The following is a 16,189-nucleotide window of genomic DNA, read 5'->3' as shown; positions in this document are numbered from 1 at the left end:
CGTCCCTACACCAGCGCCTTTTCACGGCTCGCGATCAGCGTCCGCAGATCGTCCGTCACCGCGACCGATTGATGGGCTGTCTGGTCGGTCGCGACCCAGATGATCTCGCCGGTGGCGCGAAGATCGTCGGAGCCCTTGGCGAAGATGGCGAGCGCCAGGTTGATCGAGGAGCGGCCGATCCGGGCGACCCGGACGCAGACCTCGATGTCCTCGTCGAACCGGATCGGCGCCTTGTACTCGACGACCGACTTCACGGTGTGGAAGTCGATCCCGGTCCGCGCCACCTCGCCGAGATAGTCGTAGCCGAGCGCGCGGAAATACTCCGTGATCGCGGTGTCGAAATAGGTCAGGTAGTGGGCGTTGAACACCACGGCCTGCGCATCGACCTCGGAATAGCGGACGCGAAACGGGAAGTGAAACCAGAATTCCTCGCGCATGTCTCCTCCTGCCGCGGCGTCGGTCGCTCCCGCGCATTCCGCGCGATAGCCGAATCGCGGACCCGTTGGTTCTACCCGCCCTACCGACTGGATCTAGTGCCGGCGGATGACCAGTCGCCCCAATCCCTACTGTGCATGGGGTTGTTTTCGACGTTTTGAACTGGACCTCGTAGCAACCATCCCCGCTTGAGGGTTGCTACAACATCACACAACGGAGGCCCGTTACTCCGCGGCCTGCGCGTAATCCTCGATCGGCGGGCACGAGCACACCAGGTTGCGGTCGCCGTAGACATTGTCGACGCGGCCGACCGGGCTCCAGTATTTGTCGGAGCGCGACACGCCTGCGGGGAAGCAGCCCTCGGCGCGGGTGTAGGCCCGGTCCCACACATCGTCGGCGATGTCGTGCACGGTGTGCGGCGCCCGGCGCAGCGGCGAGGCCTCGACCTTCCAGCGGCCCTTCTCGACGTCTGCGATCTCGCCCCGGATCGCGATCATGGCGTCGCAGAAACGGTCGATCTCGAACTTCGATTCCGATTCCGTCGGCTCGATCATCAGCGTACCCGCCACCGGGAAGCTCATGGTCGGCGCGTGGAAGCCGTAGTCGATCAGCCGCTTGGCGATGTCGTCGACGGTGACGCCGCTGGTCGTCTTCAGCGCCCGCGGGTCGACGATGCACTCGTGCGCGACACGGCCGCGCTCGTTGCGGTACAGCACCGGGAAGTGCGCCTCCAGCCGCGCCGCGATGTAGTTCGCATTGAGGATCGCAATCTCCGTGGCGCGCGTCAGGCCTTCGCCGCCCATCATCAGGATGTAGATGTAGGAGATGGTCAGGATCGACGCCGAGCCGAACGGCGCGGCCGACACCGGGCCGATGGCGTGTGCGGTTGCCCCATCGGTTGCGGGATGGCCCGGCAGATAGGGCGCAAGATGCGCCTTGACGCCGATCGGGCCCATGCCGGGGCCGCCGCCGCCATGCGGGATGCAGAAGGTCTTGTGCAGGTTGAGATGGCTGACATCGGCGCCATAATCGCCGGGCCGCGACAGCCCGACCTGCGCGTTCATGTTGGCGCCGTCGAGATAGACCTGTCCACCATGGGCGTGGACGATGTCGCAGATCTCGCTGATATGCTCCTCGAACACGCCGTGGGTCGACGGATAGGTGATCATCACGGCGGCGAGATTGGCGGAATGCTTCTCGGCTTTCGCGCGGAGATCGTTGACGTCGACGTCGCCGCGCGCATCGCACGCCACAACCACGACGTCCATGCCGACCATCGCGGCCGACGCCGGATTGGTGCCGTGCGCGGAGGAGGGGATCAGGCACACCTTGCGGTGCGGCTCGCCGCGCGCGAGATGGTAGCCACGGATCGCCAGCAACCCGGCATATTCGCCCTGCGCGCCGGAGTTCGGCTGCAGCGAGACCGCGTCATAGCCGGTGATGTCGCACAGCCACTGCTCGAGCCGCTTGAACAGCGCATGATAGCCCTTGGCCTGATCGGCGGGCGCAAACGGATGCAGATTGCCGAACGCCGGCCAGGTCAGCGGAATCATCTCGGTGGTGGCGTTGAGCTTCATGGTGCAGGAGCCGAGCGGGATCATCGCGCGGTCGAGCGCGAGGTCGCGATCTGAGAGCTTGCGCATGTAGCGCAGCAGCTCGGTCTCCGAGCGGTGGGTGTTGAACACCGGATGGGTGAGGAACGCGCTCGTGCGCCGCAGCTCCTTCGGCAGCATCTCGCTTGCGCTACCCTCAATCTCGGCAAAGCTGAGCTTGCCGCCGAACACGCGCCAGACCGCCTCGACGGTCTCCGGCGTTGTGGTCTCGTCGAGCGCGATGCCGAGCGTGGTTGCGCCGATGCGCAGATTGATCCGTTCCGCCTGCGCGCGCGAGACGATCTCGATCTGCTTTGCGCCGACCTCGACGGTCACGGTGTCGAAGAACGCCTCGCTGGTCGGCGTAAAGCCGAGCTTGCGCAGGCCGGCAGCGAGCACAGTGGCACGGCGATGCACGCCGCGAGCGATATGGGTCAGGCCTTCGGGGCCGTGATAGACCGCATACATCGAGGCGATCACGGCGAGCAGCACCTGTGCAGTGCAAATGTTCGAGGTCGCCTTCTCGCGGCGGATATGCTGCTCGCGGGTTTGCAGCGCGAGGCGATAGGCCGGTGCCCCGCGCGAATCCACCGAGAGGCCGACGATGCGGCCGGGCAGCGAGCGCTTCAGCGTGTCGCGCACCGCCATGTAGGCGGCGTGCGGTCCGCCGTAACCCATCGGGACGCCGAACCGCTGCGCCGAGCCGATTGCGATGTCGGCGCCGAGTTCGCCAGGCGAGGTCAGCAACGTCAGCGACAGCAGGTCCGCGGCGACGATCGCAAGCGCACCCTTGGCGCGCAGCGATGTGATCGCCGGCCGGAGGTCGCGCACCGCGCCCGATGTGCCCGGATATTGCAGCAGCGCGCCGAGAACGTCGGCCTTGTCGAGATCGGTGAGGGGATCGCCGACCACCAGCGCCCAGCCCAGCGGGGCGGCGCGTGTGCGCATCACCGCCAGCGTCTGCGGATGCACCTCCTTGTCGACGAAGAACACCTTCGCCTTGACCTGCGAGTGGCGCTCGGCGAGCGCCATCGCTTCCGCCGCCGCGGTCGCCTCATCGAGCAGCGAGGCATTGGCGACGTCGAGCCCGGTGAGGTCGCAGATCATGGTCTGGAAGTTGAACAGCGCCTCGAGGCGGCCCTGGCTGATCTCCGGCTGATACGGCGTGTAGGCCGTGTACCAGGCCGGGTTCTCGAGGATGTTGCGCTGGATCACCGCGGGCAGGATGGTGCCGGAATAGCCCTGGCCGATCAGCGACGTGAACACCTGGTTCTGCGCCGCGAGCTCGCTCATATGCGCGAGCGCCTCGGTCTCGCTCAGCGCGCGGCCGAGATCGAGCGGCGCCTTCTGGCGGATCGACGCCGGCAGCGTCTCACCCATCAGCGCCTGCAGGCTCGCGGTGCCGACCGTTTCCAGCATCGCGTTGATGTCGCGCGGTGACGGTCCGATGTGTCGGCGGACGAAATCGGTGGCGGCTTCGTTGATCGGCTTGAAGGGCGCGTTCATGGCATCATCCTCAGGCGGTGTGCGCGGCGTAGGCGGCCTCATCCATCAGGCCGCCGAGTTCGCCCTTGTCGGCAATTTTCAGCTTGAAGAACCAGGCCTTGCCGCCGGCATCCGAGTTGACCAGCGCGGGCTCGGCGGCGAGCGCCTCGTTGACCTCGATCACCTCGCCGGTGATCGGCGCGTAAACGTCGGAGGCGGCCTTGACGGATTCGACCACAGCAGCGGCCTCGGCCTTCTTCAGGCTGCGGCCGACCTTGGGCAGTTCGACGAACACGACGTCGCCGAGCTGCGATTGCGCATAATCGGTGATCCCGATCGTGGCGACATCGCCCTCGATGCGGAGCCATTCGTGGTCGGACGTGTACAGCGTCGTCATGGGATCGATCCTTTGGCGTTTAGCGTTTGTAGGTATTGGGGACGAAGGGCGTGGCGGCGACTTTCAGCGGCAGCCGCTGGCCACGCACTTCGGCGAAAACAGTGGTGCCGACCGCGGAAAGGGCGGTGGGCAGATAGCCCATCGCGACCGGCGCATTGAGGCTCGGGCCGAAGCCGCCCGAGGTCACCTTGCCGATCTGCTCGGTCGAGGTCGGGTCGGCGAACAGCAAGGCGCCTTCGCGCACCGGCGCGCGGCCCTCCGGCCTGAGCCCGACGCGGCGGCGTGCGGCGCCGTCGGCGAATTGCGCAAGAATCTTGTCGGCGCCCGGAAAACCGCCGGCGCGGGCGCCGCCGCTGCGGCGGACCTTCTGCACCGACCATTCCAGCGCGCCTTCGACCGGCGTCGTCGTGGTGTCGATATCGTGACCGTAGAGGCAGAGCCCGGCTTCGAGCCGCAAGCTGTCGCGCGCGCCGAGGCCGATCGGCAGCACGTCGGGATTGTCGAGCAGCGCAGTGACCAGGGCTTCGGCCTTGTCGGCCGGCACTGAAATCTCAAAGCCGTCCTCACCGGTATAGCCGGAGCGCGAGACGAAGCAGTCGATGTCGGCGACGCGGCGCGGGCCGGCATCCATGAATTTCATCGAACTGACATCTGCACAAAGTTTTGCCAGTGCCGATTCGGCCTTCGGGCCTTGCAGCGCGATCAGCGCACGGTCGGCCAGCGACACGATCTCGCAGCTATCGGAGAGATGCGCGCGCAGATGCGCCTCATCCTCGGCCTTGCAGGCCGCATTGACCACCAGGAACAGGTGATCGCCGAAATTCGCCACCATCAAATCGTCGAGCAGGCCACCGTCGTCATTGGTGAATTGCGTGTAGCGCTGCCGTCCCGGCGCGATGCCGACGATGTCCTGTGGCACCAGTTTTTCGAGCGCCAGCGCCGCGTCGCCGACCTTGCCGGATTTGGCCTTCAGCACGAGCTGTCCCATGTGGGACACCTCGAACAGGCCGGCGTCCTTGCGGGTGTGCAGATGCTCCCTGAGCACGCCCGCCGTGTATTGCACCGGCATGTCGTAGCCGGCGAACGGCACCATCTTGGCGCCGCGCGCCAGATGCAGCGCGTGCAGCGGGGTCTGTTTCAGCGGGGAGGTTTCGTGCGCAAGCATCACAGGGCCCTCGCGGTTCCCATCGGGGACCCATTTCCCCTTGAGAAACCTGCAGAAAGCCCCATCTGTCGCTGTGCCTGAGAGTATTATCCCGTCGGCGGACGCAATCGGGGAGAACCCCAGCGCCTCTTTCCAGATGTCAGACGTCACGCGGTCCTTTTGCCTGAGAGTTTCCGGGGCGGTTGCTCCTTCGGCGCCGGCGGCTAAGGCCGGTCTCTCCCGACGTGACGGGTAACAGGTAGGTAGAAAACACGGCGCCACCAAGACTGTCAACGCAGCTGCAACAACTATCCAATGGGGCTTTGTGCTGCCGCGGCAAGCCCATGATCCGCCTGCACAGTTTCTGGACACCGCAGCTGGCAATGTCTAAAAGCGTTCGGCCGGAAAATGACGCCTTTTTGCGGCTGGCCGGCCCCTTTTTCCGATTGGATGAACATGAGCAGCGTCAACGACATCAGGTCGACATTTCTGAACTTCTTCAAGGAGAACGGCCACGAGATCGTGGCGTCGTCGCCGCTGGTGCCGCGCAACGACCCGACCCTGATGTTCACCAATGCCGGCATGGTGCAGTTCAAAAACGTCTTCACCGGCGTCGAGAAGCGCAGCTATCAGCGCGCCACGACGTCGCAGAAGTGCGTGCGCGCCGGCGGTAAGCACAACGACCTCGACAATGTCGGCTACACCGCGCGCCATCTCACCTTCTTCGAGATGCTCGGCAACTTCTCGTTCGGCGACTACTTCAAGGAGCGCGCGATCGAGCTCGCCTGGAATCTGATCACCAAGGATTTCGGGCTGAAGAAGGACAAGCTGCTCGTCACCGTCTACCACACCGACGACGAGGCGGCGGGCTACTGGAAGAAGATCGCAGGCTTCTCGGACGACCGCATCATCCGCATCCCGACCTCGGACAATTTCTGGGCGATGGGCGACACCGGCCCGTGCGGTCCGTGCTCGGAGATCTTCATCGACCGGGGCGAGCACATCTGGGGCGGACCTCCCGGTAGCCCGGAGGAGGACGGCGATCGCTTCCTCGAATTCTGGAACCTGGTGTTCATGCAGTACGAGCAGGTGACGAAGGAGGAGCGCGTGGCGCTGCCGCGTCCCTCGATCGACACTGGCATGGGCCTGGAGCGCATGGCCTGCATCCTGCAGGGCGTCGAGAGCGTGTTCGAGACCGATCTGTTCCGCCACCTGATCGAGGCGGCTTCGTCGGCGCTCGGCCATGGACCGAACGAGCAGGACGTCGCGTCGTACCGCGTGATTGCCGACCATCTGCGCTCGTCGGCGTTCCTGATCGCCGACGGCGTGTTGCCGTCGAACGAGGGCCGCGGCTACGTGCTGCGCCGGATCATGCGCCGTGCGATGCGCCACGCGCAGCTCTTGGGCGCGAGCGAGCCGCTGATGCATCGCCTGGTCTGGGCGCTGGTCCGCGAGATGGGCCAGGCCTATCCGGATCTGGTGCGCGCGGAGAAGCTGATCGAGGAGACACTGCAGCTCGAAGAGACCCGCTTCCGCAAGACGCTGGTGCGCGGCCTGTCGATCCTCGACGAGAAGAGCGCCGGCCTCAAGAAGGGCGACATGTTCGACGGCGACACCGCGTTCACGCTGTACGACACCTACGGTTTCCCGCTGGACCTGACTCAGGACGCGTTGAAGTCGCGCGGCATCAGTGTCGACCAGGCGGCGTTCACCGACGCGATGGAGCGGCAGCGCGAGAAGGCGCGCGCCTCCTGGGCAGGCTCCGGCGAGGCGGCGACCGAGACCATCTGGTTTCCGCTGCGCGAGAAGCTCGGCGCAACCGAATTCCTCGGCTACGAGACCGAGAGCGCGGAAGGCGCGGTGACGGCACTGCTCAAGGACGGTGCCGAGGTCGATGCTCTCAAGGCCGGCGAGAGCGGCGCGATCGTGCTGAACCAGACGCCGTTCTACGCGGAGTCGGGCGGCCAGGTCGGCGACATCGGCGTGCTCACGGGTGAGGGCGTCAAGTTCCGCGTTACCGACATGCAGAAGAAGGCCGGCGATCTGTTCGTGCATGTCGGCACGGTGGAGCAGGGCACGCTGAACGTCGGCACCGCGCTGCAGCTCGAGGTCGACCATGCGCGCCGGTCGGCGATCCGCGCCAACCATTCGGCAACGCATCTGTTGCATGAGGCGCTGCGCCAGGTGCTCGGCGATCACATCGCGCAGCGTGGCTCGCTGGTCGCGCCCGATCGCCTGCGTTTCGATTTCGTGCACCCGAAGCCGATCACGCCAGAAGAGCTCGCCCGGGTCGAGGACATCGCCAACGATGTCGTGCTCGAGAACGACGAAGTCACGACCCGCGTGATGGCCGTCGACGACGCTCGCGAGGCCGGCGCGCGTGCGCTGTTCGGCGAGAAATACGGTGACGAGGTCCGCGTCGTCTCGATGGGCAAGAGCGCCCGCGACCACGGCCAGAACGCGCTCGGCTGGTCGGTCGAGCTCTGCGGCGGCACCCACGTTCGCCGCACCGGCGACATCGGCCTGATCTCGGTGACCAGCGAGAGCGCTGTCGCCTCCGGCGTCCGTCGCATCGAGGCGCTGACCGGGCGTCACGCGCGCAAGCATGCCAACGACACCATGGCGCTGGCCAAGACCGCGGCGGCCGAGCTGCGCACCACGATCGAGGACGTGCCTTCGCGCATCACAGCCCTGATGGAAGAGCGCAAGAAGCTCGAGCGCGACCTGTCGGATGCCCGGAAGAAGCTCGCGATGGGCGGCGGCGGAGCATCGAACGGTGCTGCCTCAGCCGTTCGCGAGGTCGGCAACGTCAAGCTGCTCGCGCGCGCGGTTGAAGGCGTCGAGACCAAGGACCTGAAGAGCCTGGTCGACGACGGCAAGAAGCAGATCGGCTCGGGCGTGGTCGCGATCGTCGGCGTTACCGAGGACGGCAAGGCCGGCATCGTGGTCGGCGTCACCGCCGACCTGACCTCGCGCTTCAACGCGGTCGAGCTGGTCCGCAAGGGCTCCGAGGTGCTCGGCGGCAAGGGCGGCGGCGGCCGGCCCGACATGGCGCAGGCCGGCGGCCCCGACGGCGCCAAGGCGGACGCCGCGCTGTCGGCGATCGAGCAAGCGATGGCCGGCGCCTGACGGAGAAGCTGATCGTGGCGACGGCTCCGTTCAAGCCCACGATCAGCGATCCCGGACTGCGCAATCGTCTTTACGAGCTGCTCGAGCGCGATGATCTGCCGCATTCGGGCGGCTCGCGGTTTGCCGGGATCATCGTCGCGATCATCACCGTCGACGTGCTGGCGGCGATCTTCGCCTCGGTACCCGAGATCGACGCGCAGTTCGGATGGCTGCTGACGACCGTCGAGATCGCGGCGGTGGCCGCATTCGCGCTGGAATATGCCGCGCGGCTCTGGAGCGTGGTCGGCCATTCCCTGCGCGACATGACGCCATTGCGGGCACGGCTCGAATACGCGCTTTCGACCCTCGGTCTCATCGACCTGCTGGCGTTCCTGCCGTCGGCCATCGCGCTCGCGATCGGTGACAAGACCGCGCTGGTGCTGTTCGGCATGCTGCCGTTCCTGAAGCTGGTGCGATATTCGACCGCGATGCGCTCGCTGCTCGCGGCGCTGCATGCCGAGCGGCGTACGCTGTTCGGCTGCGTCGTGATCCTGACCGGCGCGGTGCTGCTGTTTGCCGCGCTGCTCTATGCCATCGAGCACAAGGTGCAGCCCGACAAGTTCGGCACCATGCCGCAGGCGATGTGGTGGGCGATCGTGACGCTCGGCACCGTCGGCTACGGCGACGTCGTGCCGGTGACGCCGCTCGGGCGGATCGTCACCGTGGTTGCGATCGTGGTCGGGTTTGCGATGATCGCGCTTCCGGTTGCGATCATCTCGACCGCGTTCGCCGACGAGGTGCGGCGCCGCGACTTCGTCGTGACCTGGGGCATGCTGGCGCGGGTGCCGCTGTTCTCGCATCTCAACGCCGCCGACATCGCCGACATCATGCGGCTGTTGCGGTCGCAGACCATCGAGGCCGGCGAGGTGCTGGTGCGGCGCGGCGATGCGGCGTCGTCGATGTATTTCATCACCGCCGGCGAGGTCGAGATCGACCTGCCGAGCCAGCGCGTGCGGCTCGCCGACGGCACGTTCTTCGGCGAGATCGCGCTACTCAGGCGAACCAACCGGTCGGGCACGGTGACGGCGATGCGGAAGACCAAGCTGCTGCTGCTCGATGCGCAGGACTTCCATGCCCTGATCGAGCGCATGCCGGCACTCGCGGCCCATGTCCGGGAGACGGCGGAAGCGCGGCTCGCCGATCCGCTCGCGGCCGGCGGCGACCTTGCTGCCGCAGAGATCGCCCAGGCGCCGCGCGAGACCGACGGCGGTATCCGTGATTAGTTTAGTCGCGGCGCAGGAACACGTAATCCGCTGAGTACGCCGCGCCCTTCAAGGCGCCGGCCTTGTCGCAGGCGCCGCTGAGCTCGCCGCCCGAAGTGTTGATCCGCTGCACGGTGGCAACGCTCGAGAGCACGCCACTGCCGCGGTGGGAGATCACCTCGAGCTTCAGCCAGGCAATGTCTGCGGGCGTCGCGCCAGGCACGCTGCCGGCGGTGCGGGCGGTCACGGCGCTGCCGTCGACATGCTCCCAGTTGGGACCGGCATAGTGCCGGCCGACGGTGCGGCCATTGGCGATCAGGGTGGCGACCGGTTCGCGGAACGACCAGGCCAGCTTGCCGTCGGTGACCGGCTTGCATTCGTAGACCTGGACGCCCTCGGCATGGACCGACAGCACCGGGGACTCGCCGGGCGCCGCGACGGCGTCGGGCAGGGGATCGGCAGCTGATGCCGCCGACCCGGTGAGCAAGAATGATGCGAGCACGACGGCTCTGATGAGGGCCATGGTCACGCTCGCACCTGTCTTCCCAAGACGGCAGCCGTCAGGCCGCCATCGCCTTCGCGAGATTGTCGGACACCTTGTCGAGGAATCCGGTGGTCGAGAGCCAGCGCTGGTCGGCGCCAACCAGGAGCGCGAGGTCCTTGGTCATGTAGCCTTCCTCGACGGTCGAGACGCAGACCTTCTCCAGGGTGGTGGCGAACTTCGCCAGTTCCGGATTGTTGTCGAGCTTGGCGCGGTGGGCGAGGCCACGGGTCCAGGCGAAGATCGACGCGATCGAGTTGGTCGAGGTCTCCTTGCCCTTCTGGTGCTCGCGGTAGTGCCGGGTCACCGTGCCGTGGGCGGCTTCGGCTTCCACCGTCTTGCCATCCGGGGTGAGCAGGACGGAGGTCATCAGGCCGAGCGAGCCGTAGCCCTGGGCCACGGTGTCGGACTGCACGTCGCCGTCATAGTTCTTACAGGCCCAGACATAGCCGCCGGACCATTTCAGCGCCGAGGCCACCATGTCGTCGATCAGGCGGTGCTCGTAGGTCAGGCCCTTGGCCTCGAATTCCTTCTTGAACTCGCGGTCGTAGATGTCCTGGAAGATGTCCTTGAAGCGGCCGTCATAGACCTTGAGGATCGTGTTCTTGGTCGAGAGGTAGACCGGGTAGTTGCGCAGCAGGCCGTAATTGAGCGACGCGCGGGCGAAATCGATGATGGAGTCGTCGAGATTGTACATCTCCATCGCGACGCCGGCGCCGGGCGCCTTGAACACTTCCCGCTCGATCACGGTGCCGTCCTCGCCGACGAACTTCAGCGACAGCGTGCCCTTGCCGGGGAACTTGATGTCGGTGGCGCGGTACTGGTCGCCATAGGCGTGGCGGCCGATGATGATCGGCTTGGTCCAGCCGGGAACCAGGCGCGGCACGTTCTTGCAGATGATCGGCTCGCGGAAGATCACGCCGCCGAGGATGTTGCGGATGGTGCCGTTCGGCGACTTCCACATCTGCTTCAGGCCGAACTCCTTCACCCGGGCCTCGTCGGGGGTGATGGTGGCGCATTTGACGCCGACGCCGACCTTCTTGATGGCTTCGGCGGCGTCGATGGTCACCTGGTCATTGGTTTCATCGCGGTATTCCATGCCCAGATCGAAATAGAGCAGTTCGACATCCAGGAACGGGTTGATCAGCTTGTCCTTGATGTACTGCCAGATGATCCGGGTCATCTCGTCGCCATCGAGCTCGACGACGGGGTTGGATACCTTGATTTTTGCCATGACGGGGAGGCCCTCTTGGGAACGGCGCGCTTTTGACGGCGGGGGTGGAAAATACGCCTGCGCTATAGCACCGCCCGGGGACGGGCGGAAGCGCACCGGTTATGCACTTTCAGCCCATCTTTTCACCGAGAACCGCCATTCTGGCGGCGGCTCTCGGGTCCCTGTTCTGGACCGGTTTTCTTCACCTGCCGTCCGCTAGAATGGCACCTGCGTCGCGGTCCCGGCCACGACGTACCAAGTCACGAACAGGCCGGCGATCAGGGCCCCCGGCAGGCTCGATCCGGTCCGCCGCCAGGTGAAGGTCGCGATCACCGCGACGATCGCCAGCAGCGGCACGAACTGGATCGCGACGATGGTCGAGAGCGGCACGAAACCGGGGTCCGGGACCGGGTTGAACAGCTTACCCGTCAGCCACATCGTGCCGTATTGCAGCACCAGCAACACGATGAAACCGAACGTCAGCGCCAGGATGTTGGTGAGGTAGAGCGCTCCGCGTGGCGCATCCATGGTCGAGAAATTCCGGTGCAGCACGTGCAGCGCCACGACGAAAAACGCCGTGAACGGAATCAGATAGATCAGGAAGATGAGGAATTGCTTCGCGCTCATCAATTTGAGTGCGACGATCCAGAATCTGAAGTCGATCTTGAAGGCGAGGTCGGCGAGCCAGAGCGCGGCGTAACCCACCGCAACCGAGATCACCGCGATCACGACGGATTGACCGACAAGGCCGGCCCGGCTGGTGCGCTTCGGCGCGAACGGCATCAGGGCTAAAGTGATCAGGCCGTTGATGATGGCCCAGACCAGGATCTGGTTGGTGATGCCCTGCGGCAGGACCGCGCTCGGGGTGACGAAGGTGCCGCCGAGCGCGAAGGCCGGGTAATAGGTCAGCGCCGGGATGAAGGCGGACAGGATGAGCGCCGTGGTCCAGCGCCGGCCGCTCGCCGCCTGATGCGGCGGCATGGTGCCGTCAGCAACCGCCGGCAGCCGCAGGCGGGAGAACATCTTGGCCTCCAGCAGTCCGTCGAACGTCCCGATCACGAGGGCAATGAAACCGATCAGGGCGATCAGCGTACCGATCTCCTTGCGGAACCAGATCTGGTCATCGACCGGGCGCGGCGTGCCGCCCTTCAACGTCTTGGCGAACCAGTCGAGGCTGTAGCCGATCGCCTCATGCGAGATGTGCTCGGCCGGATGGGTTATCGCGGGGGTGTACAGCACCCGCGCGGTGCCATTGGCCGGATCGCCATAGACCTTGCCCGGTTCGACCGCGCCTTGGGTGCCGAACAGCGCCCAGAGTTTCGGGCTCGTGGTGACGTCGCGGGCATGCTGGACACCCCACATCAGGTCGGGGAATTCCTCGTATTGGGCGAACACGAGCGCGGTGTTGCGCGGCCAGCTCGTGGTGCCCTCGGCGGCGAACGGCTTGCCGGTGGACGAGCCTTCCAGCACCATCGACTTGTAGTCGTTGGGCATAGCTGCGGCGGCCGCCAGCACGGTCCAGCCGCCCATCGAATGGCCCTCGAGCCCGATATTCTCCTTGTCGACGAAGGGCAGGCTGCGGAGATAGGCGAGGCCGTCAGGTCCGCCAAAGCCGTTGGCGAAGGAGGGCGGATCGCTATAGCCATGCCCGGTCTGGTCGAGCGCCAGCACGACATAGCCACGGCGGGCGAACTCGATGGCGAAGCCGTCCTGGGTCTCGCGCGAATTGATGTAGCCGTGGACGGCGAGGATGCCCGGCGCCGGGAGCTGCGGCGTGGCATTGGCCGGGACATAGAGCAGGGCACTCATGGTGTTGCCCTTAGCGCCCTTGAACCTGACATCCTCGATCCGGATGCCATTAGCAGTCTGCGTGAAGTGGGCCAGCAGGCCCCCCGCCACGATCAAGATCAGGCCCACAATCGCCAGCGTCCATCTGCCCCGCATCGTCGTTCCCCCCAATGTGCTTTGACCCAAAGTGCTTGGAATCAAGTGCCTCGCCGTTCAAGCGGCGTCTCAAGCGTGCCTTTACAGCTTCGCTTTGGTTGTGGTTGATAGCCTACCCGAAGGCCAAGCGCGCGCAAGCGGCAGCCTTCGCCTGGTGCGCCTCGGATTCCGATTGAGGATTCGCAAACGCCGCTAACCCTGTTATCTCCTTGGAGAAAATGGTCCTGCGCAAAAACCGGTGCAAAGCTGGTCGACGTTCGTCGACGCCGGTCTTGGGCCCTCCACATGAGATTTTGAATCATCCGCTTCGGAAGCTGATTCAAAATCTTCAGACGTTGAATCAGAAAGTGAAGTGAGATGTCCGGCACCGACAAGACCAAGGCAAGGCACGACCTTGCCGGTCCCGTCGTCATCCTGGTCGAGCCGCAGCTTGGCGAGAACATCGGCATGGCCGCGCGCGCGATGGGCAACTTCGCGCTGAGCCGGATGCGCATCGTCAATCCGCGCGACGGCTGGCCGAACATTGCCGCCCAGCGCGCCGCCGCCGGCGCCGACCACATCATCGGTTCCGTCGAGCTGTTCGACACCGTCGAGCAGGCGATTGCCGATCTCACCCTGGTGTTCGCGACCACCGCCCGCGCCCACGACCAGGCCAAGCCGGTGGTCGGGCCGGAAGGCGCGGCAAGCGAGATCGTCGGCCATGTCGCATCCGGCGGCGGAGCCGGCATCCTGTTCGGGCGGGAGCGTTCCGGCCTGACCAACGACGAGGTCGCGCTCGCCAACCGGATCATCACCTTCCCGGTCAACCCGGGCTTCGCCTCGCTCAATTTGGCGCAGGCGGTGCTGTTGATGGGCTATGAGTGGTTCAAGCTCTCGACCGCGGGTGCGCTGCCGTTCGCGATGCCCGAACGGTCCGAGCCGGCCTCCCAGCACCAGATGCAGGCGTTCTTCGACAATCTCGTCGCCGAGCTCGACAAAGTCGAGTTCCTGCGTCCGGCCGAGAAGCGCGACACGATGCTGGTCAACCTGCGCAACATCTTCACCCGGATGGACCCGACCAAGCAGGACATGCACACGCTGCACGGCGTGGTGATGGCGATCGCCGAAGGTCGCAAGGGCCCGGCCAAGGGTGGCGTGCTCGACGGCGCCCAGGCCACCCGGCTGCGCGCGCTGCTCGCCGAGCAGGGGCAGGGCGGTGCTGTCGCCGACAGCAGCAGTACCGTGCGCGGGCTCGCCCGGCTGCTCCGCCGCAACCCGACCGACGCCGAGCGGATCCTGTGGCAGGCGCTGACCCGGGACCGCCGCTTCGCCGGCCAGTTCAAGCGCCAGACCCCGGTCGGCCGCCACATCCCCGACTTCGTCTCCTTCGTGCATCGGACCGCGATCGAGCTGGTCAACGCCAACGAGAGCGAGGCCATCGCCGCCGACCGCGCCAAGCGCCGCGCCTGGCTCGAGGCGCGCGACTACCGGGTGGTCGACATCAAGGTGGATGATGTCGAACGCGATCTCGACGGTGAGCTGGTGCGGCTGGAGGCGGGGCTTCAGCAGGGGAAGTGAACCGTCATATTCGGTGTCATCGCCCGCGCATGCGAGTGAGTATTCCAGAGACAGCAGCGCTTGAGCCGAGAAGCCGCGGCGTACTGGATCTCTCCCGGTCGGGCCGGGCGATGACACCGGAATGACTACAATACTCTTTCCGCGCGTCGTCCCTACGAAAGCAGGGACCCATATTCCGCGCCCCCGTTGTGAACGGGACTCATCGTTCCAGCATCGCTCAACGATGACCATCGGTGGTTATGGGTCCCTGCTTTGGCAGGGACGACACCGGGTATGCTGCGCGGCCGGTGAGTCATGCATCCGCTGCGATTCCGAGCTAGCTGCTGCCGTCATCATCCGCAATCTCTCTGCAACAACGACAATCGCTCTGGGGCGGCGGCAGGGCTGGCTCGCTAAACGTCTGTCCATTCACCCGCAACCACGCCTCACTTCGGCGTGGTCGGTCAGCAGGAGACAGACATGAACCTACACAACCCCTCAGACGCCGTCAGATCGAAGCCCGAAGAGCTGGTTCCGTCGCGCTACGCGCTGCGGATCGGCGAGATTGACGTGCTGGTGGTCAGCGATGGCGTGCTGCCGCTCCCAACCAAAATGCTGGCTCACAATGCCGATCCGGCGGTCCGCGCGGCGTGGCTTGACGACATGTTCCTGCCGCCGGATGCGTTCGACTGGGCGCTGAACGTGGTGATGGTCCGCAGCGGCGGGAAAACCATCCTGATCGACGCTGGGCTCGGGTCGGATCCTGACTTGCACCTGCCGAGGGCCGGGCAGACCGTCAAGCGACTAGAGGCCGCCGGCATCGACCTTGCGTCCGTCACCGACGTGGTGCTGACCCATATGCACATGGACCATGTCGGCGGGCTGCTCGTCGACGGCGTGAAGCAGAAGCTGCGTCGGGACCTGCGGATCCACGTGGCTGCCGCCGAGGTCAGGTTCTGGGAGGCGCCGGATTTCTCCCAGACCGACATGCCGCAGGGATTCCCGGACGCGCTGCGGACGACCGCCAAGCGGTTCGCGAACGAGTACCGTGACAATCTGCGGACCTTCGATGAGCAGCACGAAGTGGCACCGGGCGTGGTCGTCCGTCGCACCGGCGGCCACACCCCCGGGCACAGCGTGGTTCGCATGGCATCCGGCGGCGAGGCGCTCACATTCGCCGGCGATGCGGTGTTCGCGGTCGGGTTCGACCAACCCGAATGGTACAACGGCTTCGAGCACGACCCCGAGGAGGCGGCGCGCGTTCGGATCCGCCTGTTGCGGGAGCTGGCCGAGAGCGGCGAACTGTTGGTGGCGACGCATATGCCGTTCCCATCGATCGGCCATGTCGCCGTCGCCGGCGAGGCCTTCCGCTGGGTCCCGGCGTTCTGGGACTACTGAGGGGTGTGAACCTATCAACCTCGTCATTGCGAGGAGCGATAGCGACGAAGCAATCCATTGCTGTACTTGCCGCGCGATGGATTGCTTCGCTTCGCTCGCAATGACGGGACGGATAGATTCGCAGCCTCTAGGCG

The 16,189-nt window shown here is 65.8% G+C and carries 11 protein-coding genes and 1 riboswitch; of the genes, 4 read left to right on the top strand and 7 right to left on the bottom strand.

Annotated elements, in window-relative coordinates; genetic code table 11:
• Positions 1-5 precede the first annotated feature (5 nt).
• The 4 genes from QMZ05_RS12105 to gcvT all read right to left on the bottom strand — a co-directional run bounded on the left by QMZ05_RS12105 (position 6) and on the right by gcvT (position 5,074).
• Positions 6-437 (bottom strand): thioesterase family protein, encoded by a 432-nt coding sequence (locus tag QMZ05_RS12105; protein ID WP_353700944.1) that lies wholly within the window; start codon positions 435-437, stop codon positions 6-8.
• Between the two features lie 222 nt (positions 438-659).
• The gene (gene gcvP / locus QMZ05_RS12100) at positions 660-3,533 is read right to left on the bottom strand and encodes an aminomethyl-transferring glycine dehydrogenase (RefSeq protein WP_353700943.1); all 2,874 of its coding nucleotides are present in this window, start codon (positions 3,531-3,533) and stop codon (positions 660-662) included.
• A 10-nt stretch (positions 3,534-3,543) separates the two neighbouring features.
• Positions 3,544-3,909: a glycine cleavage system protein GcvH gene (gcvH, locus tag QMZ05_RS12095; protein ID WP_021077888.1), complete on the bottom strand. Its 366-nt coding sequence runs from the start codon at positions 3,907-3,909 to the stop codon at positions 3,544-3,546.
• 19 nt (positions 3,910-3,928) lie between these two features.
• Positions 3,929-5,074, bottom strand: coding sequence for a glycine cleavage system aminomethyltransferase GcvT (gene gcvT / locus QMZ05_RS12090; protein WP_353700942.1), 1,146 nt, complete (start codon positions 5,072-5,074; stop codon positions 3,929-3,931).
• A 141-nt stretch (positions 5,075-5,215) separates the two neighbouring features.
• A riboswitch (glycine riboswitch) is annotated at positions 5,216-5,307 on the bottom strand.
• A 202-nt stretch (positions 5,308-5,509) separates the two neighbouring features.
• Here gcvT and alaS point away from each other — a divergent pair.
• The gene (gene alaS, locus QMZ05_RS12085) at positions 5,510-8,182 is read left to right on the top strand and encodes an alanine--tRNA ligase (protein WP_353700941.1); all 2,673 of its coding nucleotides are present in this window, start codon (positions 5,510-5,512) and stop codon (positions 8,180-8,182) included.
• Between the two features lie 11 nt (positions 8,183-8,193).
• Positions 8,194-9,444 carry a cyclic nucleotide-gated ion channel gene (locus QMZ05_RS12080; protein ID WP_353701000.1) on the top strand — a complete coding sequence of 417 codons (1,251 nt, stop codon included), beginning with the start codon at positions 8,194-8,196 and terminating at the stop codon, positions 9,442-9,444.
• Between the two features lies 1 nt (position 9,445).
• Here the strand turns inward: QMZ05_RS12080 and QMZ05_RS12075 are convergent, their stop codons facing one another.
• From QMZ05_RS12075 to QMZ05_RS12065, 3 genes are all read right to left on the bottom strand, one after another.
• The gene (locus QMZ05_RS12075; protein ID WP_353700940.1) at positions 9,446-9,946 is read right to left on the bottom strand and encodes a DUF3455 domain-containing protein; all 501 of its coding nucleotides are present in this window, start codon (positions 9,944-9,946) and stop codon (positions 9,446-9,448) included.
• Between the two features lie 37 nt (positions 9,947-9,983).
• Complete coding sequence (locus tag QMZ05_RS12070; protein ID WP_050423623.1) at positions 9,984-11,198, bottom strand: NADP-dependent isocitrate dehydrogenase; 1,215 nt, start codon at positions 11,196-11,198, stop codon at positions 9,984-9,986.
• Positions 11,199-11,393: 195 nt separating this feature from the next.
• Positions 11,394-13,121, bottom strand: coding sequence for an alpha/beta fold hydrolase (locus QMZ05_RS12065; protein ID WP_353700939.1), 1,728 nt, complete (start codon positions 13,119-13,121; stop codon positions 11,394-11,396).
• A 357-nt stretch (positions 13,122-13,478) separates the two neighbouring features.
• Between QMZ05_RS12065 and QMZ05_RS12060 the strand changes: the two genes are divergently transcribed.
• Together QMZ05_RS12060 and QMZ05_RS12055 are read left to right on the top strand one after the other, a co-directional pair.
• Complete coding sequence (locus QMZ05_RS12060; protein WP_353700938.1) at positions 13,479-14,678, top strand: TrmJ/YjtD family RNA methyltransferase; 1,200 nt, start codon at positions 13,479-13,481, stop codon at positions 14,676-14,678.
• A 459-nt stretch (positions 14,679-15,137) separates the two neighbouring features.
• Positions 15,138-16,055 carry an MBL fold metallo-hydrolase gene (locus QMZ05_RS12055; protein ID WP_353700937.1) on the top strand — a complete coding sequence of 306 codons (918 nt, stop codon included), beginning with the start codon at positions 15,138-15,140 and terminating at the stop codon, positions 16,053-16,055.
• Positions 16,056-16,189 lie beyond the last annotated feature (134 nt).

It is taken from the genome of Bradyrhizobium sp. INPA03-11B, from assembly GCF_040446015.1.
In the GTDB taxonomy this organism is placed as follows: Bacteria; Pseudomonadota; Alphaproteobacteria; order Rhizobiales; family Xanthobacteraceae; genus Bradyrhizobium; species Bradyrhizobium macuxiense_A.
The sequence above is the reverse complement of the archived record's forward strand: the minus strand, read 5'-3'. Positions and strand labels throughout refer to the sequence as shown.

What these genes read in the sequence shown, in the direction of transcription:
- QMZ05_RS12105 (WP_353700944.1), bottom strand. Translation starts at nt 437, where the DNA reads ATGCGCGAGGAATTCTGGTTTCACTTCCCGTTTCGCGTCCGCTATTCC.
- gcvP (WP_353700943.1), bottom strand. Translation starts at nt 3,533, where the DNA reads ATGAACGCGCCCTTCAAGCCGATCAACGAAGCCGCCACCGATTTCGTC.
- gcvH (WP_021077888.1), bottom strand. Translation starts at nt 3,909, where the DNA reads ATGACGACGCTGTACACGTCCGACCACGAATGGCTCCGCATCGAGGGC.
- gcvT (WP_353700942.1), bottom strand. Translation starts at nt 5,074, where the DNA reads ATGCTTGCGCACGAAACCTCCCCGCTGAAACAGACCCCGCTGCACGCG.
- alaS (WP_353700941.1), top strand. Translation starts at nt 5,510, where the DNA reads ATGAGCAGCGTCAACGACATCAGGTCGACATTTCTGAACTTCTTCAAG.
- QMZ05_RS12075 (WP_353700940.1), bottom strand. Translation starts at nt 9,946, where the DNA reads ATGGCCCTCATCAGAGCCGTCGTGCTCGCATCATTCTTGCTCACCGGG.
- QMZ05_RS12070 (WP_050423623.1), bottom strand. Translation starts at nt 11,198, where the DNA reads ATGGCAAAAATCAAGGTATCCAACCCCGTCGTCGAGCTCGATGGCGAC.
- QMZ05_RS12065 (WP_353700939.1), bottom strand. Translation starts at nt 13,121, where the DNA reads ATGCGGGGCAGATGGACGCTGGCGATTGTGGGCCTGATCTTGATCGTG.
- QMZ05_RS12060 (WP_353700938.1), top strand. Translation starts at nt 13,479, where the DNA reads ATGTCCGGCACCGACAAGACCAAGGCAAGGCACGACCTTGCCGGTCCC.
- QMZ05_RS12055 (WP_353700937.1), top strand. Translation starts at nt 15,138, where the DNA reads ATGAACCTACACAACCCCTCAGACGCCGTCAGATCGAAGCCCGAAGAG.